General features: G+C 54.4%; 20 protein-coding genes and 1 pseudogene. 15 read left to right on the forward strand and 6 right to left on the reverse strand.

The features are described from left to right. Position 1 precedes the first annotated feature (1 nt). The 8 genes from AC0XWG_RS17115 to comJ all read left to right on the forward strand — a co-directional run bounded on the left by AC0XWG_RS17115 (position 2) and on the right by comJ (position 10356). Positions 2 to 769: an ankyrin repeat domain-containing protein gene (locus AC0XWG_RS17115; RefSeq protein WP_128347565.1), complete on the forward strand. Its 768-nt coding sequence runs from the start codon at positions 2 to 4 to the stop codon at positions 767 to 769. Beyond that, a complete protein-coding gene (locus AC0XWG_RS17120) occupies positions 766 to 1239 on the forward strand; it encodes a hypothetical protein (protein WP_128347566.1) in 474 nt (157 codons plus the stop codon). The genes AC0XWG_RS17115 and AC0XWG_RS17120 overlap by 4 nt, the downstream gene beginning before the upstream one ends. A 65-nt stretch (positions 1240 to 1304) precedes the next feature. Further along, the gene (locus tag AC0XWG_RS17125) at positions 1305 to 3227 is read left to right on the forward strand and encodes a type VI secretion system Vgr family protein (protein WP_028018731.1); all 1923 of its coding nucleotides are present in this window, start codon (positions 1305 to 1307) and stop codon (positions 3225 to 3227) included. A 201-nt stretch (positions 3228 to 3428) separates the two neighbouring features. Beyond that, on the forward strand, positions 3429 to 3935 hold the full coding sequence (locus AC0XWG_RS17130) for a hypothetical protein (RefSeq protein ID WP_241659970.1): 507 nt from the start codon (positions 3429 to 3431) through the stop codon (positions 3933 to 3935). Between the two features lie 2 nt (positions 3936 to 3937). Continuing rightward, complete coding sequence (locus AC0XWG_RS17135) at positions 3938 to 5017, forward strand: hypothetical protein (RefSeq protein ID WP_028018733.1); 1080 nt, start codon at positions 3938 to 3940, stop codon at positions 5015 to 5017. 69 nt (positions 5018 to 5086) lie between these two features. Further along, a complete protein-coding gene (locus AC0XWG_RS17140; RefSeq protein ID WP_128347567.1) occupies positions 5087 to 5527 on the forward strand; it encodes a DcrB-related protein in 441 nt (146 codons plus the stop codon). 3 nt (positions 5528 to 5530) lie between these two features. Further along, complete coding sequence (locus AC0XWG_RS17145) at positions 5531 to 9874, forward strand: RHS repeat-associated core domain-containing protein (RefSeq protein ID WP_241659971.1); 4344 nt, start codon at positions 5531 to 5533, stop codon at positions 9872 to 9874. Then, positions 9874 to 10356, forward strand: a complete 483-nt coding sequence (gene comJ, locus AC0XWG_RS17150; protein ID WP_128347568.1) for a competence protein ComJ — start codon at positions 9874 to 9876, stop codon at positions 10354 to 10356. The genes AC0XWG_RS17145 and comJ overlap by 1 nt, the downstream gene beginning before the upstream one ends. A 75-nt stretch (positions 10357 to 10431) precedes the next feature. On the opposite strand, the gene ychF is transcribed toward comJ, so the two are convergent. After that, entirely contained in the window at positions 10432 to 11526 is a 1095-nt protein-coding gene (ychF, locus tag AC0XWG_RS17155; protein ID WP_010432886.1) for a redox-regulated ATPase YchF, read from the reverse strand. 126 nt (positions 11527 to 11652) lie between these two features. Further along, positions 11653 to 12237, reverse strand: coding sequence for an aminoacyl-tRNA hydrolase (pth, locus tag AC0XWG_RS17160; RefSeq protein WP_023336005.1), 585 nt, complete (start codon positions 12235 to 12237; stop codon positions 11653 to 11655). Between the two features lie 274 nt (positions 12238 to 12511). Between pth and ychH the strand changes: the two genes are divergently transcribed. Continuing rightward, positions 12512 to 12787, forward strand: a complete 276-nt coding sequence (ychH, locus tag AC0XWG_RS17165; RefSeq protein ID WP_028018741.1) for a stress-induced protein YchH — start codon at positions 12512 to 12514, stop codon at positions 12785 to 12787. A 57-nt stretch (positions 12788 to 12844) separates the two neighbouring features. Then, positions 12845 to 12973, forward strand: a pseudogene (locus tag AC0XWG_RS17170) (MerR family transcriptional regulator); the annotation flags it as partial. On the opposite strand, the gene dauA reads toward AC0XWG_RS17170, so the two are convergent. The 4 genes from dauA to lolB all read right to left on the reverse strand — a co-directional run bounded on the left by dauA (position 12959) and on the right by lolB (position 17313). Next, positions 12959 to 14638 (reverse strand): C4-dicarboxylic acid transporter DauA, encoded by a 1680-nt coding sequence (dauA, locus tag AC0XWG_RS17175; RefSeq protein ID WP_028018742.1) that lies wholly within the window; start codon positions 14636 to 14638, stop codon positions 12959 to 12961. The pseudogene AC0XWG_RS17170 and the gene dauA sit on opposite strands and share 15 nt — an antisense overlap. A 124-nt stretch (positions 14639 to 14762) precedes the next feature. After that, entirely contained in the window at positions 14763 to 15710 is a 948-nt protein-coding gene (prs, locus tag AC0XWG_RS17180) for a ribose-phosphate diphosphokinase (protein ID WP_003856663.1), read from the reverse strand. A 125-nt stretch (positions 15711 to 15835) separates the two neighbouring features. Further along, on the reverse strand, positions 15836 to 16705 hold the full coding sequence (gene ispE / locus AC0XWG_RS17185) for a 4-(cytidine 5'-diphospho)-2-C-methyl-D-erythritol kinase (protein ID WP_475680851.1): 870 nt from the start codon (positions 16703 to 16705) through the stop codon (positions 15836 to 15838). Then, positions 16702 to 17313 (reverse strand): lipoprotein insertase outer membrane protein LolB, encoded by a 612-nt coding sequence (lolB, locus tag AC0XWG_RS17190; RefSeq protein ID WP_475680852.1) that lies wholly within the window; start codon positions 17311 to 17313, stop codon positions 16702 to 16704. Before lolB ends, ispE begins: the two co-directional genes overlap by 4 nt. Positions 17314 to 17514: 201 nt before the next feature. Here lolB and hemA point away from each other — a divergent pair, with 201 nt between their 5' ends. The 5 genes from hemA to sirB1 are packed head-to-tail and all read left to right on the forward strand — an operon-like array spanning position 17515 to position 21927. Beyond that, positions 17515 to 18771: a glutamyl-tRNA reductase gene (hemA, locus tag AC0XWG_RS17195; protein WP_028018745.1), complete on the forward strand. Its 1257-nt coding sequence runs from the start codon at positions 17515 to 17517 to the stop codon at positions 18769 to 18771. A gap of 41 nt (positions 18772 to 18812) precedes the next feature. After that, complete coding sequence (gene prfA, locus AC0XWG_RS17200) at positions 18813 to 19895, forward strand: peptide chain release factor 1 (RefSeq protein WP_475680853.1); 1083 nt, start codon at positions 18813 to 18815, stop codon at positions 19893 to 19895. Next, positions 19895 to 20722, forward strand: a complete 828-nt coding sequence (gene prmC / locus AC0XWG_RS17205; RefSeq protein WP_028018747.1) for a peptide chain release factor N(5)-glutamine methyltransferase — start codon at positions 19895 to 19897, stop codon at positions 20720 to 20722. The genes prfA and prmC overlap by 1 nt, the downstream gene beginning before the upstream one ends. Further along, positions 20722 to 21114 (forward strand): invasion regulator SirB2, encoded by a 393-nt coding sequence (gene sirB2, locus AC0XWG_RS17210; RefSeq protein WP_028018748.1) that lies wholly within the window; start codon positions 20722 to 20724, stop codon positions 21112 to 21114. Before prmC ends, sirB2 begins: the two co-directional genes overlap by 1 nt. Before the next feature lie 3 nt (positions 21115 to 21117). Then, entirely contained in the window at positions 21118 to 21927 is an 810-nt protein-coding gene (gene sirB1 / locus AC0XWG_RS17215) for an invasion regulator SirB1 (protein WP_028018749.1), read from the forward strand. Positions 21928 to 21931 lie beyond the last annotated feature (4 nt).

Below are 21931 nucleotides of genomic sequence, written 5' to 3' on the forward strand. Positions count from 1 at the left end.
AATGATTCTTCGAAATTTTTTCGTGTTAGTAATAGTAATCCTTTTACCAGGGTGCAATTGGGATGTAGAGAAGGGCCCCCGGGATTATTTCAGTGGTTCACAGCTTTTTCTGGCTGAGGCAATTGAGCGTGGCGATACGAGTCATGTAAAAAAACTTGTGGCAACAACTGAACTCAACAAACCTGGTAAAGAGGACATGACGCTGCTCTTTTGGGCGCTGATGAATACGCTCTATGATAAGAAAACGCAACCGCGCCTACAGATTGTGACGGAACTGATAAGGGCTGGAGCCGACCCGCTTCAACCAAGGCCTAATGGAAAAAGTAGCCCGGCAGAATTTGTTCTTATGGCAGACAGTGGGGAGTGGATAAAGGCGATGCTGGATGGTGGTTTATCCCCGAATGCAAAAGATTACGTTTTTGATAAACCCATTATTTTTCAATCAATTGAAGCAAAAAACACCGAGACGCTGAAAGTGATGCTTGACCGGGGCGGTAATATCAACATTACGGATTCACTTGGTAATACGCTGCTCATTGATGCTTTCGATTTTCATTCCTACGATCATGTTTTCCTTTTACTGGAGCGTGGGGCTGATCCTGACATTCGTGCTGATAATGGTTGGACATTAGGAAATCAGTTGCAGCGTTTTCTGAGAAAAACAAAAAAAGACAGCGACGAGTATAAAGACCTTATTGCTATTAAAGAATCACTTATTCGACATGGTGGTAAGTGGCCACCAGAGCCGGTCAAAAGAGGGATTGAGTGAATATAACCGCGAAAAATAAAATATTCTATTTCTGGGGCATTATGGATGTCATTGGTATTGTGTTTTATTCAATTGGCCCATACCACTTGCTTCAGTCATGGTGGGATTCTACAGGCGGAAACTTTGGTGTTATTATCTTTATGCTGATAGCAGGAGGGGTAAACGGTTTATTGGCGGGGCTTTTTTACCTCGTTTACCTTCTGTGGCCGGTTTCATTATGCTTCTCTGCCTGGTTTTTTTTCACAACGCACCGATATGCCGTCCGGTTTGCTCTGGCGCAGGAAGTACTGCGCCTGCTCACCATGAGTTGTTCGGTGACCTTGTTCCCGATGATTATAGTCGGTCTTGGAATGAGTGTTATCCCTCTCAATATCACGCTGTTTGTTTTTTCTGAAATAGTGAAAATTGGTTCGCTCATATTTGTAATGAAAAAATATTGTTCTGTGAATATCAAGTCTGATTCAGAATAGCCATTATCATCGTACGTTTATTGCCGTAATTATCTACATCGCATAAGCCATATGGATTAACGATTATGCTCAACCGAATTACCGTTCAGCTCCCGGTCGAGGGGCTTCTTTTCTGGAAACTTTCTGGCCGAGAGGCGATGTCCGAATCGTTCGCCCTGACGCTGACGCTGCTCGGCACGGATGCGCGCATTGACCGCAGTAAACTGCTGGGGCAGCCGGTCACGGTCACCATTCCGACGCAGAATCTGCTCACTTCCCGCTACATCAACGGCAAAGTCACACGTGTGGGGGTCAGCGCCGTGGAACTGACGGGCACCCGCTATGCGGTCTATCAGTTGACGGTAGAGCCAGATTTGTGGCCGATGAAACGTGACCGTAACCTGCGAATCTTCCAGGGCCAGACGGTGCCACAGATTGTGAAAACCCTGCTGGGTGAGCATCAGGTCAACGTTGAGGATAAACTCACCGGCAGCTACCGGGTGTGGGATTACTGCGTGCAGTATCAGGAGTCCAGTCTGGACTTCATCAGCCGTCTGATGGAGCTGGAAGGGATTGCGTATCACTTTAATCACGAAGCGGACAAACATACGCTGGTGCTGACCGACGCCGCGACGCAGCATCAGCCGTTCAGTGGCTATGAGGTGATTCCTTACCACCAGACTCCGTCCGGCGGCAGTACGGACGAAGAGGGAATCAGCCAGTGGGCGCTGGAGGACAGCGTCACGCCGGGGATTTACAGCCTCGACGATTATGACTTCCGCAAGCCGAATGCGTGGTTGTTCCAGGCTCAGCAGAACCCGGCGTCACCGAAACCGGGCAGCATCGACGTCTACGACTGGCCGGGTCGCTTTGTGGAAACAGGGCATGCGGAGTTCTATGCCCGTATACGCCAGGAGCGCTGGCAGGTGGAGCATCAGCAGATTCAGGCCACCGCGACGGCGGCAGGAATTGCGCCAGGCCACACCTTCACGTTAACCAACGCGCCGTTCTTCAGCGATAACGGTGAGTATCTGGTGACGGCCGCAGGTTACCACCTCGAAGAGAACCGCTATGCCAGCGGCGAGGGGGAAACCATTCACCGTACCGATTTCACGGTCATCCCGTCGGCGGTGGTCTACCGTCCGGCGCAGTCCACGGCATGGCCACGCACCTACGGGCCGCAGACCGCGAAAGTGGTGGGACCGCAGGGGGAAAGTATCTGGACGGATAAATATGGCCGCGTGAAGGTGAAATTCCACTGGGACCGTCTGGCGAAGGGCGATGACACCAGCTCCTGCTGGGTACGCGTGTCGAGCGCGTGGGCGGGCCAGGGCTACGGCGGGGTACAAATCCCGCGCGTCGGCGATGAGGTGGTGGTGGACTTTATCAACGGCGACCCGGACCGTCCGATTATTACCGGCCGCGTGTATAACGACGCGAGCATGCCGCCGTGGGCGCTACCGGCTGCGGCTACGCAGATGGGCTTTATGAGCCGCACGAAAGACGGTTCCGTCGACAACGCAAACGCTCTGCGCTTTGAGGACAAAGCAGGTGCAGAGCAGGTGTGGATCCAGGCCGAGCGCAATATGGATACCAGCGTTAAAAACGATGAAACGCACAGCGTCGGCGGGGAGCGCAGCCATTATGTTAAGAAAAATGAATTGCATCGGGTGGAAGCAAACCAAATCCAGGCCGTAAAAGGCGGAACCGAAATCCTGACGGGTAAAGGCAAGCTGGATGCGGCGGTAGAGCAGTATGTCATTGCTTCCGGGACGAAGCTGCGGCTGGTCTCAGGTGAAAGCGCTATTGAGCTGAATGCTAACGGCAAGATTAACCTGATCGGCAAAGAGTTTAACTTCTTTGTTGAGGGCGATGGTTATATCACCACAGGCGGTAAGCTGCATCTGAATACCTCCGGTACAAATCCAGGTACCACGGCACCGGGAGCGGGACATAAAGGGGATATTGATGCGGCGGTGCAGGAGAAATTTACGACCAAAGGTGAGTAAGGCAGGAGCGGTGCTTGCCGCTCACTTAAAACGTTATCCGTTATGAATCTGAGTGCTGCACCGCTTCGGTTTCACCATGAAAAAACCTGACTCTCTTGCTTTAGTCTTCATTTTTCTCCAGTGGTGAGAAACGCAATACACATTCCTTAAATGACAAATAACGTGAAAAAGTGCATCCCAACATATCTCTGCTGTGCCCTGATGTTGACCTGTCTGAGCAGTTATGAAGTATTGGCTCAACAGGTTTTAGTAAAACAGGATTTTTCTGTGCAGGTAAAAGACCATACTGTCGCATTGGGCGACAGGTGGACTCATGACGTTGCGCGTAAAATCGAGGTGCCGGTTGAAGGGAATTTTGTTGGTGAGGTTCCTTTTGACGGAACCAATTATAAATTCTACCAGCATCAAAGGGCTGGGTTAGAAATATTCAGTTCCAATCTCTGGTGGGATAAAGCGGAAAGACGCGTTGATGATTATATCGTGTCGCAGATTACGCTGACGGTAGCGGATATCAAAACGCCGCGTGGTATCCATGTGGGTTCAACGACGACGGAACTGAATAAAGCATACGGTGACGGTCTGGTCGAAAATGATTCCGGGGAACGGTGGGTTTCCTATGAATTGGGTAAGAAATTGCTCTCTTTTGAGATTAAAGACAGCAAGATCGCAAAAATAACAATGAATTACGATAATGGTACTTCAGAGTGATTATGACCAGAAAATATTTGGCAGCTGCCTTGCTCGCAGCTTTATTGACTGGCACTGTTGAACCGTCATTTGCACTTGAATTATCACAGTACAATAACCTCGATACGGTAAGTCGCATCGTTGACGACAGTGCAGTGACAGACAATCTCAGGAAGGCGCTGGGCCGAGATTATGAGACGTTTATTGATAACTTTGATGTCTTTGGTGAACCGCATACCACCCCAGGTGGCGGATTGTTTGTTGAAGGCTGGCTAAAAGATCTTTATCAGGAGAACGCATCAGCTCTGGTCATCAATCCTGACGGCAAAATCTTTGCGGCCTGGGTGGTTCCGGAGTCGGACGTTATACAATATCGGTCATCTGATAATAGTCCGGATATTCATGCCGATATTCAGCAATGGGCCGCCAGATTCAAGACGATGCATTTTGCAACGAACAGCCATTCAAAACTCGCTTTTGATGGGGATTGGGCTGGCGAAATCGGGAACGATTCGACGTTAACCCTGCGTTTGGCTGAATCAGGCAACCGTATCACTGGCTCTTATTGCTATATCTCCCGGCAGGGAAATCGCATAGATTGCCCGGAAGATGATGAGCGTAATCTTAGCGGTACAATCGCTGGCAATCGTGCGAACGTTGAGTTCAACTCATCGTTTGGCGGTACGGGCGGACATGCTGTTCTGGAAATAAAGGGGAGTGAAATGGAATGGCGTTTAGCTACTCCTCCTCAAAATGGAAATTATTATGCTCCGCAGCGTTATACGTTACGTAAAGCCGCTTCGGTTCATAACGCTGAAACCAGAATACTGGATACCGAAAAATTCGCTATTTCACTGGTAAGTAAATGCGGTCAGTTTGATAGTGAATGTGACCAGATGTATTACCTCGGCGTACGGAAAAGTGATAACAGTACGATCTCTTTAAAGGGAAAAACGTTGCGCGATCCCGCAGGTAAAGTTATTGGCTCAACGTACAACAATGGCGAAATCGTTTACACCGTGACGTATTCACCCGCGAAATTGATTGTCAGCAAAGGCAGCCATATTTTAGTCGACCAGTCAGGTCATTGGCTTACAAAATAAAATAGCCAGCCAACAGGCCAGCGTGGATTGGCCATTCCTCTCTCAATAGTCATCATCCCGAGTTCACTTATGAAATACACCCTTCAGGAAGGCTCATTTTCCCTATTCCCTGCTGCCTGGCAGGATAACAGCATGAACATTATTCGTGATGACGAAAGCGGGTTGTCCGTGGTGGTCAGCCGCGGCGTTATCCCGGATGGCAGCGACTACGAACAAGAGTTCCACCGCCAGTGGGATGCGCTGCGTCCTCAGATGGGTGAGATTGCCCAGAGCGAATTCCGCAACGTAAAAGCCGGGCCTGACGGAAAAATTAACGGGCTGGAAGTCGAGACCACCTTTGACCGTAATGGCCAGCGCCTGTGGCAAAAACAGCTGGCCGTTCAGACACCGGGCAAACCGGTATTGATGATTTTTACCCTCTCGGCACTCAGAGCCTTCACCGAAGAGGACGAGGTGCGCTGGAGCGCGCTTAAGCAGAGTCTGACGCTAAACGACAACCGGAATGTGTAAGGCATGAGCGATAACAACGCGGCCCGTAAGGGCGACGAGATTATTCACTCCAGCATTTTTGCTGACATCACCAGCATTGTGGCGGAAGGTGCCGCCTATGCGGTGATCGGTGCGGCGGTGGGCGCGGCAGCCACCGTGGCTGCACCATTGCTGGGGGCGGGGGCTGCTGCCGCAGGCGTGGCGGCGATTGGTTCCAGCTGCTTGCTGAGCGGCATCATTGGCGGTGTGCTGGCAAACGTGGCGGGCATCACCGACGATATCAGCAACGCTGCGGAGGGATTGGGTAATGCACTTTTCCCGCCATCGCCTGCGGGTAAAATCACCACCGGCTCGAATAATGTTCTGACGAATGCGATCCCTGCTGCACGCGCGGCGGGCACGCTGACGCCCGCGGATACCCCTTCACCCGAACCGCAGTCTCCGGGAAGCTTTGCCGATTACGCGGGTATGCTGCTTTCCGCCGCCGGACAGTTCGGCAGTGAAATGTGGCAGCCGAGTGTGGCATCTGCCGCTGCGGGGACTTCGCCGCTGGAAGAAGACAAGGTGGCGTGCGAAAAACACTCCGGGCCGCAGTATCTGGCAGAAGGCTCCAAAAGCGTCTTCATCAACGGACAACCCGCTGTGCGTGCGAAAGATCGCACCACCTGCGAAGGCACCGTTTCCGACGATGTCTCCCCGAACGTGATCATCGGCGGCGAAACGCTGACGGTCCGCGATATCAAAAGCGGCAAAACGCCTGGGCTGGCGCTGGGGATGATTGCGCTATCCTTGCTGCGCGGGCGTCCGGGCAAGATCCTGAAAAACATGCCCTGTGCGCTGGCGGCAGCCGGAGGCGGGATGCTGGCCGATATGGCCGTCAATGCCGTGTTTGGCTCCTCGCATCCGGTTCACGCCGCCACCGGCGTGAAGGTGTTGAATGACGACGACGAGCTCGACTTCTCGCTGCCGGGGCGTTTCCCGCTTCGCTGGCAGCGCAGCTATAACAGCCTGACCACCCGCGAAGGGCTGTTCGGTCTGGGCTGGGCAACTACCTTTGACAGTTATCTGACGCTGGAAGAGAACAACGCCACCTGGTTCGATGAAACCGGACGAGAGCTGACTTTTGAGCTGCCGTCGGTTGACCGCGCGTTTTACAGCATCAGCGAAGGCATCATTATCCGCCGTAATGAGAGCGGCGACGTGGCGATTGCCGACGATGATGGCGCGGTGTGGCGTCTGTATAAACCAACCCGGGCGGAGCCATCTATCCTGCGTCTGGCCTCTCTCAGCGACGAATACGGCAACGCGCTGCTGACGGAGTGGGATGAGCACGGCAGGCTGGTCGGTCTGCACGATGAGTTGCGGGCGATAGATGTCACCCTGCGCTATGAAGATGAACGTTTCCCGCAGCGAGTTACCGCTGCCAGCCATTTTGACGGTAACCAGACATGGCCGCTGATGCAGTGGCGCTACGATGCGCGCGGACAGCTGGCGAGCGCGACGGATGCTTCCGGCGTGGTGACGCGTGAATACCGCTATAACGACCACGGCCTGATGGTCTGGCATCGCCTGCCGGGCGGTCTGGAAAGTGAATACCGCTGGAAAAAATTTGACCACTGGCGCGTGGTGGAAAACCGCACCAGCACAGGGGATGGCTGTCGCTTCACCTACGATCTGGACGCCGGGCTGACCAGCGTTGAACACTACGATGGTCAGAAACGTCAGCACTACTGGAACGCGCAAAATCTGATCGTCCGCTACGTTGACGAGCGCGGCGAGAACTGGCGCTACGCGTGGGATGACAACGAGCTCCTCACGCAACGCATCGATCCGCTCGGGAACGTCGTCACCTTCGTCTACGACGACATGGGCAATCGGGTGCAGGAGATCGACGCCGACGGCAATGCCCGTACCACGACCTGGCTGGAGCACCGTGCGCTGCCGTCAGCCATCATTGAAGCCGACGGCAGTGCCACCCGGTTCTGGTACGACGAACATCACGGTCTGAAGCGCGTGGTGGACCCGATGGGGCAGACCACGCAGCTGCGACGGGATGAGTTCGGTCAGGTGGTTGAAGAGGTGGACGCCGCCGGGAACAACCGCTACCAGGAGTACAACGAGGCCGGACAAGTGGTGCGTGCGACGGACTGCTCTGGCCGCACGACCCGGTATCACTATCATCCGCTGGGCTGGCTGACGACTGAGATAAGCGCTGACGGTGAAGAGACCCATTACCGCTATGACGCTACAGGGCGTCCGGTGCAGCTCAATCGCCCGGAAGGCTGGACAGAGTCGCTCAAATGGAACGAACGTGGCCTGCCTGTGAAGCATGCTGGCGCCGACGGGAAAGAGAGTGAGTTCAGATACGATGAGGCAGGGCGCTTAACTGCCACCCGCAATACCCGGGGCGAAGAGGTTCGCCGCCGCTGGGACAGCCGCGGGCGTCTGATTGCTCTGGAAAACGAAAACGGCGAAGCGTATCAGTTCCGCTGGGGCGCAGACTCGCTGCTGCTGGAAGAGGTGGGGCTCGATGGGGTGGCCTCGCAGTATCGCTACGACGCCTGCGGGCGCACGATAGCGCGTACCTTTGCCGCCGGTCATCCCGAAGCCATTACTCACGCCTTTGCCTGGAGCGCGAGCGGTCAGCTGGTCGCCCGCACCACGCCGGAAGGGCAGACCCGCTACCATTACACCCCGTCCGGGCTGTTAAGCCGGATTGGACTGCACCCTGCGCTTTCAGCGCACGCGTGGAGCACCGAGGCAGAGCAGGAGCTTGCCTTTGAATATGACGCGCTCGGTCGCGTCACGCGCGAGGCGGGCGAGCACGGCGAGCTGGCGTGGGAGTATGACGCGCTGGGCAACCGCACGTCCATCACGCTGCCGGATGGCCGCGAGCTGAAGCAGTTCTACTACGGCAGCGGGCATCTGCTCAGCATTGCCCTCGATAAGCTGTCGGTCTCCGACTTTACCCGCGACGAACTTCACCGGGAGACCAGTCGCACCCAGGGGCTGCTGACCACCCGCAGCGAATACGATCGTCTTGGGCGACTGCATCGCCGGGACGTCTTTACCGGCAACGCTCAGCGCCCGTCGCCGCGCCGCTGGTCCCGCCGCTGGGATTACGACTACCGCAATAACCTGGTGCGGGAAGAGCGGGACGATAACCCGTTCAGCTGGTACCGCTGGCAGTACGACAGCGCCGGACGGCTGCTAGTTCAGGACGGCACGCTGCCCGGCCAGGAGCAGTGGCGCTGGGATGCGGCTGGTAACCCGATCGAAGGGTCTGCTGAGAAGGTCACGCACAACCGCCTGACGCAGCTGAACGGCATTCGCTGGCGTTATGACATTCACGGCCGCACCGTGGAGAAGGATAACGGCCAGACCCGCTGGCATTACCGCTACGATGGTGAGCATCGCCTGACGGAAGTCATCAGCCAGCCGCGGGACCGCAATAAACCGCAGACGCAGGTGAGCTTCCGCTACGACCCGCTCGGACGCCGCAACAGCAAAACGCGCCGCCAGATGCTGGGCGGACAGCCAGTCGGCAAGCCGGTCACCACCCGGTTTGTCTGGGAAGGGTTCCGCCTGCTGCAGGAAGTGCACGGGGATGTGCCGCTGACCTACGTCTACAGCGACCAGGACAGCTACGACCCGCTGGCACGTATTGACGGCGTGGATGCGCCGGAGATTTTCTGGTTCCACTGCCAGCCCAACGGTACGCCGGAGCGGATGACGGATATCGAGGGGCAGGTGCGCTGGGAAGGGGTGAACAGCGCCTGGGGCAAGCTGCTGCGGGAAAGCGAGACGCAGCTATCAGGATATTCTCAGAACCTGCGGATGCAGGGGCAATACCTGGACCGTGAGACAGGGCTGCACTACAATCTGTTCCGGTATTACGACCCGGACTGCGGAAGGTTTACGCAGCAGGACCCGATAGGGCTGGCGGGGGGGATTAACTTATATAAATATACTGTTAACCCTCTTACCTGGATAGATCCTCTGGGTTTAGCTGGTTGCACTTTAACAAAATCGAAGTCAAAAAATTACGAATACGTTTTGAAATTGAAACGATCTGAATATCCTGCAACGTTTGGCCACATATCAGACGCGATCGATTTAGGACATGCAAAGGTTGTAACAATTCAACGAGGCACTGCGAAAGCTAACAGGAAAACGAGTCTAAAAAATATCAAAACTAAGCCAGGTTATGATCGTGATGAATGGCCTATGGCGATGTTTAAAGAAGGCGGTGATGGCGCTAGCGTAAGATATATAGATCCTAGTGATAACCGTGGTGCAGGTTCAAGTATTGGTAATGTTTTATCAGAACTGCCAGATGGAACAAGAATAAAAGTCGAGGTAATATAATGAGTGATAAGAGCATGCAAACAGTAGATCTACTTATTTCGCATAGTCAAATATTGTTACGATCCCGAGATTATGACGAAAAGCTGAGTCAGTGGGGAAAAGGCAATGTTTCTCAAGGTGCTGTTCTACACAAGGATTATGTTATATTCGATCCATTACCTGAGGACGCGTTTGGAGCAAACGTCAATATCAAAATAGAGAATGGTTTTAAAATGGATGAAAATGCTCAGCGCTGTATTGTTGTGCCATTTTTCATTACGGATAAAGATAAGCTGCAAATCGCTTCTGCAACTGAGAAATTCGATTTAAATATAGATGTGAACGATAAGGTTTATTCACTCTTTTATGAGATTTGTGAAGGAGATGAAATTTACTATAATTTCACTCTTGTGCCGGCAAAAGAAGCTATTGCTGCTAAGTTTTTGCTAGATGACCCTTGGGGAGGAATAAAAGATCATCCTCTCAAAGAAGGGATTTTTTAAATTTAATATTAACCGGGGAATTTATCGCGGAAAAAAATCCACGCCAGGGCGTGGATTTTTTTCATTCAAGACGAATCAGACGTTAAACAGGAAGTTCATCACATCGCCATCTTTAACGATATAATCTTTACCTTCCGCACGCATCTTGCCCGCTTCTTTCGCGCCTTGCTCACCCTTGTAGGTGATGAAGTCTTCAAACGCGATTGTCTGCGCACGAATAAAGCCTTTCTCAAAGTCGGTGTGGATCTTACCGGCCGCCTGAGGTGCAGTCGCACCCACAGGGATCGTCCACGCTCGCACCTCTTTCACGCCAGCGGTGAAGTAGGTCTGCAGGTTCAGCAGCTCATAGCCTGCGCGGATCACGCGGTTCAGGCCCGGCTCTTCCAGACCCAGCTCAGCCATAAACTCTTCACGGTCAGCGTCGTCCAGCTCGGCGATGTCAGATTCAACGGCAGCGCAAACCGCCACAACCACAGAACCTTCAGCCGCTGCGATTTCACGGACTTTGTCCAGGTACGGGTTATTCTCGAAACCGTCTTCGTTAACGTTGGCGATGTACATGGTTGGCTTCAGGGTCAGGAAGCTCAGGTATTTGATTGCCGCCTTGTCTTCTTCCGTCAGATTTTTCAGCGCGCGCAGCATGCCCGCGTTTTCCAGCTGTGGCAGACATTTTTCCAGCGCAGCCAGTTCCGCTTTCGCGTCCTTGTCGCCGCCTTTGGCTTTCTTCTGCACGCGGTGAATTGCGCGTTCGCAGGTGTCGAGATCAGAGAGCGCCAGCTCGGTGTTGATAACGTCGATGTCGTCAGCCGGATCCACTTTGTTGTTTACGTGGATAATGTTGTCGTTCTCGAAGCAGCGCACAACGTGACCGATCGCTTCGGTTTCACGAATATTGGTCAGGAACTGGTTACCCAGACCTTCACCTTTGGACGCGCCTTTTACCAGGCCCGCGATATCCACGAATTCCATGGTGGTTGGCAGAATGCGCTGCGGCTTCACGATTTCCGCGAGCTGGTCCAGACGCGGGTCCGGCATTGGTACAACGCCGGTGTTAGGTTCGATGGTACAGAACGGGAAGTTCGCCGCTTCGATACCCGCTTTGGTAAGCGCGTTAAACAGGGTGGATTTGCCCACGTTTGGCAGACCGACGATACCGCATTTGAATCCCATTTCTAAATCACCTTAATATCTTGATAATCAATCCGTTAATGATAACCGATTGATGAAAAGTAAATAACTACGCCTATTATACACGTAACCCGCATGACGCGCGGTAAAAAAGCCGGATCTGGCGGATTATTGCGCTTTGAAAGCGTGTAAGCGGTTTGTCGCTTTGGTTAACCCATCTTTCAGCCAGATTTCAGTGCAGCGAGCCGCTTCGTCTACCGCCTCGTCAATCAGTTTCTGCTCAGAAACCGGGGGTTTACCGAGTACGAAACCAACAACTTTGTTTTTATCGCCCGGATGACCGATTCCCACGCGCAAACGGTGGAAATTCGGGTTATTGCCCAGCTTGCTGATAATATCTTTTAGACCGTTGTGGCCACCGTGCCCGCCGCCCAGTTTGAATTTTGCCACACCAGGCGGGAGATCCAGCTCATCGTGTGCCACCAGAATTTCATCCGGGTTGATACGATAAAACGTTGCCATCGCCGCCACGGCTTTACCGCTCAGGTTCATAAAGGTGGTTGGCACCAGCAGACGAACATCAGCGCCAGCAAGGTTGATACGTGAGGTATAGCCAAAGAATTTAGGTTCTTCACGCAAAGGAGCACGTAACCGCTCGGCCAGGAGATCGACGTACCATGCCCCGGCATTATGGCGTGTTGCCGCATACTCTGCGCCTGGGTTGGCGAGGCCGACAATCAGTTTAATCGTCACGATTCAATTCCTAATGGGTTCCAGATCTGGCGCGTAGTTTACTGTCTGACGAGCCGCTTGACAAAATTCTGCGATCTTCACAGCGGAATACGAATAATTTCTTATTTGAACAATTAGAATTTCAAGCTGTTCAACGTCTTATTTGTAAACTTTTGTTTGGATGTGATCGGTAATTGTGATCATTCACGCAACTCATAAAAGAGGCGTTGTCTATACTTTACACACAAGGATTAGGGGCTTTTCCCCTGACAACCCAAAGTTCCGGAGGTGACACATGAAACGCAAAAACGCTTCGTTATTCGGTAACGTGCTGATGGGGTTGGGACTGTTCGTGATGGTAGCCGGCGTGGGTTATTCAATTTTAAACCAACTGCCGCAGCTTGACCTCCCGCAATACTTCGCGCACGGCGCGATATTGAGCATCTTCATTGGTGCGGTATTGTGGCTGGCAGGGGCTCGCATGAGCGGCCGTGAGGAAGTGTGTGACAAATACTGGTGGGTGCGCCACTACGACAAGCGCTGTCGTCGCGACCAGCACAAGCACAGTTAGTGCGACGATAAAGAACACCGAAACGGCTCCCGAGGGAGTCGTTTTTTTTGCACGGACATGAAGCAGGAACCGCATATGATGAAGGGAATATGGATGGTGCCTGCCGTGCTTGCATCGCTCCAGCAGGCCACCCGGGTGATGATGCAGAGACGTTATTCTGCATCAGGCCACTCACAGATCCGCTAATGCGGCTTCACGGTTAGGGTAGAAGGAGAGTCGGCCAGGGATTGGCTGCACGCCCGCGCGCGCCATGGTGCGTAGAGGCTGGAATTCCAGGTTACTCACGCGCAGCTCACAGCCTTCCGGCAGACGTTTCACAAAGCGCTGGAAGGCATCCAGGCCACCGGCATCCAGCACCGGAACGGCATCCCATTTAAGCACCACAATCCGTTTACCCGCGATGCGGGATTCGAGATCGCTGAACAGCCCCTCCGCGGCGGCAAAGAACAGCGGGCCAATCACGCGCAGAACCAGCACATCGTCAGGCACTTCGACGTTCACCGGGGAAAGACGCGTCATCTGCGCAATACGACGCATAAACAGCAGGGACGCCAGCACAATCCCGACGCTGATGGCAATGACCATATCAAACAGCACGGTCAGCGACATACAAAGCAGCATCACGATAATGTCGTCTTTCGGTGCGCGACGCAGCAGGTTCACCACCTTATGCGCCTCACTCATGTTCCAGGCCACCATCAGCAGCAGGGCGGCCATGGCAGAAAGCGGTAGCCAGGAGAGCAGCGGAGCAAGGATAAGCAGGGCGAGGATCACCAGCGCGGAGTGGATCACTGCCGAAATGGGGGATGTTGCCCCGGCACGCACGTTTGCCGCGGAGCGTGCGATGGCTGCCGTTGCAGTGATGCCGCCAAAGAACGGTGCGATAAGGTTACCCAGACCCTGACCAACGAGCTCGCTGTTAGCTTTATGCTTCGTTCCCGTCATGCCGTCCAGTACCACCGCGCAGAGCAGAGATTCAATGGCCCCCAGCATTGCCATTGAGAAGGCCGCGGGAAGGAGGGCGCGCAGGGAATCCCAGCTTAGCGTGAAGCTGGAACCGGGCATATCCCACGGCAACACCAGCTGCGGTAACAGCTGCGGAATACCGCTTCCCTGTGAACCGTCCGCCAGAACATAGTGGAATTGCGAGCCGATAGTAGCGACATGGCCACCGAACATATTGACGATGGCCATTACCGCGCAGCCCAGCAGCAGTGCGGGCAGATGGCCAGGGAGACGAATGCCCAGACGAGGCCACACAATCAGCGTACCCAGCGTCACAATCCCGATGGCGGCGTCGCCCAGGTTGGCGGTCGGCAGCGCCATAAATAGCGCACCGACTTTTTGCAGATAGTGTTCAGGTACGTGAGCCATCTGCAGGCCCAGGAAGTCCTTGATCTGCATGGTTCCGATGGTGATACCAATCCCGGAGGTGAACCCCAGCGTCACGGAAAGAGGGATGTATTCAATCAACCTGCCAAAACGAGCCAGACCAAACAAAATCAAAAAGACGCCGGACATCAGGGTGGCAACCAGCAGGCCTGCCAGGCCGAACTGCTGGGAAACCGGGTAGAGGATCACCACAAAGGCAGCGGTCGGTCCAGAGACGCTAAAGCGTGAACCACCGGTCAGGGCAATAACGATCCCGGCAACGGCCGAAGTATAAAGGCCATACTGCGGTGCAACGCCGCTGCCAATCGCCAGCGCCATTGCCAGCGGAATGGCGATAATGCCGACGGTGATCCCGGCTATCAGGTCACGTACAAAGCGTGACGAGGTGTACTTCTCTTTCCAGCAAGCGTCGATGAGGGCGCGAAAGGGCAGAACATGTGAGGAGGTTACGTTTTTCACAATTATCTATCTTCCAGATGCGCATCATCTGTCATGTGAATGGCAGGTGAAGGAGGCATTGATCATACAAATAAATATTAAAGACAAAAAAACCCGCCGCAGCGGGTTTTTTGGCCGTGCTCGATTAGTGCTCGAACATAGCTGAGATGGATTCTTCGTTGCTGATACGACGAATCGCTTCGGCCAGCATCCCGGACAGGGTCAAAGTACGTACGTTTGGCAGCGCTTTGATTTCGTCACTCAGTGGGATGGTATCGCACACCACAACTTCGTCAATGACGGAGTTACGGAGGTTGTTTACCGCGTTACCGGAGAAGATCGGGTGAGTTGCGTAAGCGAATACGCGCTTGGCACCACGTTCTTTCAGTGCTTCTGCAGCTTTACACAGCGTACCGCCGGTATCGATCATGTCGTCAACCAGCACGCAGTCACGGCCAGCTACGTCACCGATGATATGCATCACCTGAGAAACGTTAGCGCGCGGACGACGTTTGTCGATGATCGCCATATCGGTATCGTTCAGCAGCTTCGCGATAGCACGAGCACGTACCACGCCGCCGATGTCCGGAGAAACCACAATTGGGTTGTCCAGGTTCAGTTGCAGCATGTCTTCCAGCAGAATAGGGCTGCCGAATACGTTATCAACCGGGACGTCGAAGAAGCCCTGGATCTGCTCTGCGTGCAGGTCAACGGTCAGTACGCGGTCAACGCCGACGCTGGACAGGAAGTCAGCGACAACTTTGGCGGTGATAGGTACACGTGCAGAACGAACACGGCGGTCCTGACGGGCATAGCCGAAGTAAGGGATTACAGCAGTGATACGGCCTGCTGAAGCACGACGCAGCGCGTCGACCATAACAACCAGTTCCATCAGGTTGTCATTTGTTGGAGCACAGGTGGACTGGATGATGAAAATATCACCACCGCGTACATTTTCGTTAATTTGTACGCTGACTTCGCCGTCGCTAAAGCGACCTACGGCGGCGTCGCCGAGGGAAGTGTACAGGCGGTTGGCAATACGTTGTGCTAGTTCCGGGGTGGCGTTACCAGCAAAAAGCTTCATATCAGGCACGAGAAGAACCTCAGGCATGCGTCCAGTGGTGGATAGCGTTCGCCGCAAACTGTGCGGGCCAGGCGAATACTACCCAGGCGGTGTATTAAAGAGCGCGATGCAACGTCTGGAACAGGGTGACGTTGTCACCGAAACTCAGTCTGCGCCAGAATGGCCTGCTGTAGGGGAGACGTGTTCATCCCACGCGCTACAAAACCATGCAGCCAAACCGGCGCTTGCTCAAGCACCTGACGAGCGGCGGATTCGGTGTCAAATTCAGCAAAGACACAGGCCCCTGTACCAGTCAGGCGCGACGGCGCGTATTCTAACAGCCAGGAAAGCACCGCATCAACCTCGCGAAAACGTTTTCTTGCGATATCCTCGCAATCGTTGCTGAATTCACAATTTAATAACGTTTTTATTGACCGAACCGGAGTATCTCTTTTCAGGTCAGGATCTTTAAAGATGACCGGGGTCGGAATGCTCACGCCGGGATGGGCAACGAGATACCATTTTTCCGGCGGCTCGACCGGAGAGAGGATCTCACCTACACCTTCGGCAAATGCCGCATGACCACGAATAAACACCGGTACATCCGCGCCCAGCGTCAATCCTAAGGCTGCCAGTTCGTCCGTCGACAGCCCACAACCCCAGAGATGGTTCAGAGCAACCAGCACGGTTGCGGCATTGGATGAGCCTCCACCGAGACCGCCACCCATTGGCAGACGTTTCTCAATGCGGATATCTGCGCCGCTTCCTGTCGGTAGTCGTCCGGAGTCAGTTGCCGCTCTCATCAGCAGGCGCGCAGCGCGGACAATCAGGTTGTCCTCATGCGCCACACCTTCGACAGGCGTCAGCAGGCAAACCTGCCCGTCCTGACGCAGCTCAATCGAGATCGTGTCACCATAGTCAATAAACTGAAACAGCGTCTGCAGGGTGTGATAGCCATCAGCACGCTGGCCGGTGATGTATAAAAACAGGTTTAGTTTTGCCGGAGAGGGCCAGTGGGTCATCATTTAACGATCCAGTTGTCCATTTTCAGCTTGATACGCTGGTTCCCTTGGGTCAGTTCCATATTCGATGGCAGAGAAGGTTTACTGTTGCTGTCATAGGCGCTGTACACCACTTTCCAGGTTTTGCCATTCTGCGCGTAATTCACCTGGCTCAGACGGTACTGATCGTCAAGCTGGTAGTCGGTGGCATCCCCCGGCAGGCCAAGGATCCACTGGCGCAGGCTGTTGAGCGGGATAGGCATTCCCGTCAACTTACCAATCATCTCTTCGGCATCTGTCGCGGTGTAATGCTGGCCTTTGTTATCGGTGATCTGCGCTTCGCCCGGTTTTGCGATAAGCTCCAGTTCGGTGCTGCCCAGCGGGTTCAGCAGCAGCAGACGGTAGTTGTCCTGGCCTGTTTGCTGCCAGAAGAAACGCGCATAAACCTTTTGTTCGTCAGAGAGATACGCGAAAGCGCCGCGAGTCTGGTACTGGCTCAAATTACGGACGTCCTGCTGGTGTTGACGCCACTGCGGAGAGTCAGGGCTTTTGCCTGGGCCTTTTGGTTGGGTGACAGTACAGGCGGTCAGAACCAGTGCGGCCAGCGGCAGCAGGCGAATCAGTCGGGTCATAATGAGGACAAATCCTTGAGATACGTTGCAGTTATAACTGTTAATGCTAGCGTTGAAGGGGCCCACCGTCTACGTTCAAATTATCTCAAAGCGCGATGTAACCTATTACTCCGAAAGGGTGCAGTCTCTTTTATTGATCTCGCGCATCCTGTATGATGCGTTCTGCTAACCTTATTAACGCTGGTACTACTCCCGCTCAACATGACCTTATTAGCACTCGGCATTAACCACAAAACAGCCCCGGTTTCGCTGCGAGAACGCGTAACGTTTTCGCCAGACACGCTTGACCTGGCGCTGGACAGCTTGCTTGCACAACCTATGGTGCAGGGTGGCGTGGTGCTCTCGACGTGCAACCGTACCGAGCTTTATTTGAGTGTGGAAGAGCAGGATAACCTGCACGAGGCGCTGATCCGCTGGCTATGCGACTACCACAATCTCAACGAAGACGAACTGCGCAATAGCCTGTACTGGCATCAGGACAATGATGCCGTCAGCCATCTGATGCGCGTGGCCAGCGGGCTGGATTCGCTGGTTCTCGGCGAGCCGCAAATTCTGGGGCAGGTGAAAAAAGCGTTTGCAGATTCGCAAAAAGGGCATCTGAAGGCCAGTGAGCTGGAACGTATGTTCCAGAAGTCATTCTCCGTGGCTAAGCGTGTGCGAACCGAAACCGACATTGGTGCCAGTGCGGTTTCTGTTGCTTTCGCGGCCTGCACCCTTGCACGCCAAATCTTTGAATCCCTGTCGACCGTTACCGTGATGCTGGTGGGTGCGGGCGAAACCATCGAACTTGTCGCGCGCCATCTGCGCGAACATAAAGTGAAAAAGATGATTATCGCCAACCGTACCCGCGAACGTGCTCAGGTGCTGGCGGACGAAGTGGGCGCAGAGGTGGTGGCGTTAAGCGACATTGATGAACGCCTGAAAGAGGCGGACATTATTATCAGCTCTACCGCCAGCCCACTGCCGATCATCGGTAAAGGGATGGTGGAGCGTGCGCTGAAATCCCGTCGTAATCAGCCGATGCTGCTGGTGGATATCGCCGTCCCGCGCGATGTTGAGCCAGAAGTCGGTAAACTGGCTAACGCCTATCTTTACAGCGTGGACGACCTGCAAAGTATCATTTCGCACAACCTTGCCCAGCGTAAAGCGGCGGCAGTGCAGGCTGAAACCATTGTTGAGCAGGAAACCAGTGAGTTTATGGCCTGGCTGCGCGCGCAAAGCGTCAGCGAGACCATCCGCGAGTACCGCGGGCAGGCGGAGCAGGTGCGTGATGACCTGACAGCCAAAGCGTTAGCGGCCCTGGAACAGGGCGGCGACGCACACGCTATTATGCAGGATCTGGCATGGAAACTGACCAACCGCCTGATCCATGCCCCAACCAAATCTCTTCAGCAGGCTGCCCGTGACGGGGATGATGAACGCCTGACTATTCTGCGCAACAGCCTCGGGCTGGAATAGCGCCCTATACCCATTTTCTAAGACAAGGTGCACTTACGCCTATGAAGCCTTCTATCGTCGCTAAACTGGAAGCTCTGCACGAGCGCCATGAGGAAGTACAGGCGCTGCTCGGTGATGCCGGGACCATTGCGGACCAGGAACGTTTTCGCGCGCTCTCTCGCGAATACGCGCAGTTAAGTGATGTTTCTAAATGCTTTACTGACTGGCGACAGGTTCAGGAAGATATTGAAACTGCGCAGATGATGCTTGATGACCCTGAAATGCGCGAAATGGCGCAGGAAGAGTTGCAGGATGCGAAAGTGCGTTCGGAAGAGATGGAACAGCAGCTCCAGGTGCTGTTGCTGCCAAAAGATCCGGACGATGAACGTAACGCATTTGTGGAAGTCCGCGCCGGTACCGGTGGTGATGAAGCGGCCCTGTTTGCCGGGGATCTGTTCCGCATGTACAGCCGCTACGCTGAATCGCGCCGCTGGCGTGTGGAGATCATGAGCGCCAACGAAGGCGAGCATGGTGGTTTTAAAGAAGTGATCGCGAAGATCAGCGGCGACGGCGTATACGGTCGTCTCAAGTTTGAATCTGGCGGTCATCGTGTACAGCGCGTACCTGCCACCGAATCGCAGGGGCGTATTCATACGTCAGCCTGTACCGTTGCGGTCATGCCGGAGCTGCCGGAAGCGGAACTGCCGGACATCAACCCGGCGGACCTGCGTATTGATACCTTCCGTTCCTCCGGAGCGGGTGGTCAGCACGTAAACACCACCGACTCCGCCATCCGTATTACCCACCTGCCGACCGGTATTGTCGTTGAATGTCAGGACGAACGTTCGCAGCATAAAAACAAAGCCAAAGCGCTTTCCGTGCTCGGTGCGCGTATCCACGCGGTAGAAATGGCAAAACGCCAGCAGGCAGAAGCGTCTACCCGCCGTAACCTGCTGGGCAGCGGCGACCGCAGCGACCGTAACCGCACCTACAACTTCCCGCAGGGGCGCGTGACCGACCACCGCATCAACCTGACGCTTTACCGTCTGGACGAAGTGATGGAAGGCAAGCTGGATATGCTGATTGAGCCTATTGTGCAGGAATACCAGGCCGATCAGCTGGCGGCGCTGTCCGAGCAGGAATAATGGATTTCCAGCGCTGGTTACGCCAGGCCGTCGGTGAGCTTTCAGAAAGTGAGAGTCCAAAACGCGACGCCGAAATCTTGCTTGAGCATGTGACGGGGAAACCGCGCACGTATCTGCTGGCTTTTGGGGAAACACAGCTGGTTTCTGAGCAGGAGGCGCAACTCGCCATACTGCTTGCCCGTCGTAAGGCCGGTGAGCCGGTGGCGCATCTGGTTGGAGAGCGGGAATTCTGGTCGTTACCTTTGTACGTTTCGGCAGCGACCCTGATCCCACGCCCGGACACCGAGTGTCTGGTCGAGCAGGCGCTGGCGCGTTTACCGGCTAGCGCCAGTCGAATCCTCGATCTTGGCACTGGCACGGGCGCTATTGCACTGGCGATTGCCAGTGAACGCCCGGACTGTGATGTGACGGCAGTGGATGTGATGCCAGACGCGGTAGCGCTGGCAAAGCGTAACGTGGACAGGCTCGGCCTGACTAATGTCACCGTACTGCACAGCAGCTGGTTTAGCGCGCTGGAAAATCACACGTTTGGGATGATTGTCAGCAACCCTCCTTACATTGACGAACATGATCCGCATCTTGCGCAGGGAGATGTCCGTTTCGAACCGCTGACGGCCCTGGTCGCCGCTAACGAGGGACTGGCCGATCTTGATCACATTGTGACAACGTCACGGAAGCATTTAGTTCGCGGCGGCTGGCTGCTGGTGGAGCACGGCTGGACGCAGGGAGAAGCCGTGCGGGCGCTGTTTACGCAAGCAGGCTACACCGCAGTGGAAACCTGCCGCGACTACGGCGGCAACGAACGTCTGACGCTGGGGCAGTGGTGATGAGCCTGTTTACTGTGCTTATTTCCGCTCACCTGATTTCCGTTGCGCTGACCATCGGTTTTTTCATCGTGCGCTACTGGTGGCGTTACAGCAACAATCCGCTGATGGATGCCCGCTGGGTGCGTGTCGCACCGCACTGTATCGATACGGTTCTGTTCCTGACTGGCGCCGGACTCATGTGGAAGACCGGCTATCTGCCATTTACTGATAAAGGCGCATGGCTGACTGAAAAGCTGTTTGGCGTTATCATCTATATCGTTTTGGGTTTTATCGCGCTTGGGCGTCGTCGTCCGCGCAGCCAGCAGGTGGGATTTATTGCCTTTCTGCTGGGTCTGGTGGTGCTGTACATCATCATTAAACTCGCCACCACAAGAATACCGTTACTGGGGTAAGTCATGAAGTCCTTAGCCGATTTCGAATTTAATAAAGTGCCGCTTTGCGATGGCATGATCCTGATTTCGGAGATGATCCGTGACGATTTTACGTCGCAGTATGTCTACGATGAGCTGGAAAATCTGGTCAGCCTGGCGCGTGAAGAGATTAATCAGGCGCGTCCGCAGGACTGGCAATTAGAGAAGCTTTTGGAACTTTTCTACGGCGAATGGGGTTTCTGCGACACGCGTGGCGTGTATCGCCTGTCTGACGCATTATGGCTGGATCAGGTCTTAAAAAATCGTCAGGGCAGTGCCGTTGCGCTGGGCTCTATTTTGCTGTGGGTCGCACACCGTCTGGATATTCCACTGGTGCCGGTCATCTTCCCGACGCAGATGATCCTGCGTGCCGAGTGGCTGGATGGTGAGATGTGGCTCATTAATCCGTTTAACGGCGACACGCTGGATGAGCATACGCTGGACGTCTGGCTGAAAGGCAATATCAGCCCGGTGGCCGAGCTTTTTAACGAAGATCTCGACGAGGCGGATAACTCAGAAGTGATCCGCAAGCTGCTGGATACGCTGAAATCAGCGCTGATGGAAGAGCGTCAGATGGAACTGGCTTTGCGTGCCAGTGAAGTGCTGCTGCAGTTTAATCCGGAAGATCCGTATGAAATTCGCGACCGTGGGCTTATTTATGCTCAGCTCGATTGTGAACACGTCGCGCTGAATGATTTGAGTTATTTCGTGGAACAATGTCCGGAAGATCCGATTAGCGAAATGATTCGCGCGCAGATCAACGCGATCTCGCACAAACAAATTACACTGCATTAATCTT

The sequence above is a fragment of the Enterobacter sp. DVT3837 genome (assembly GCF_056238685.1).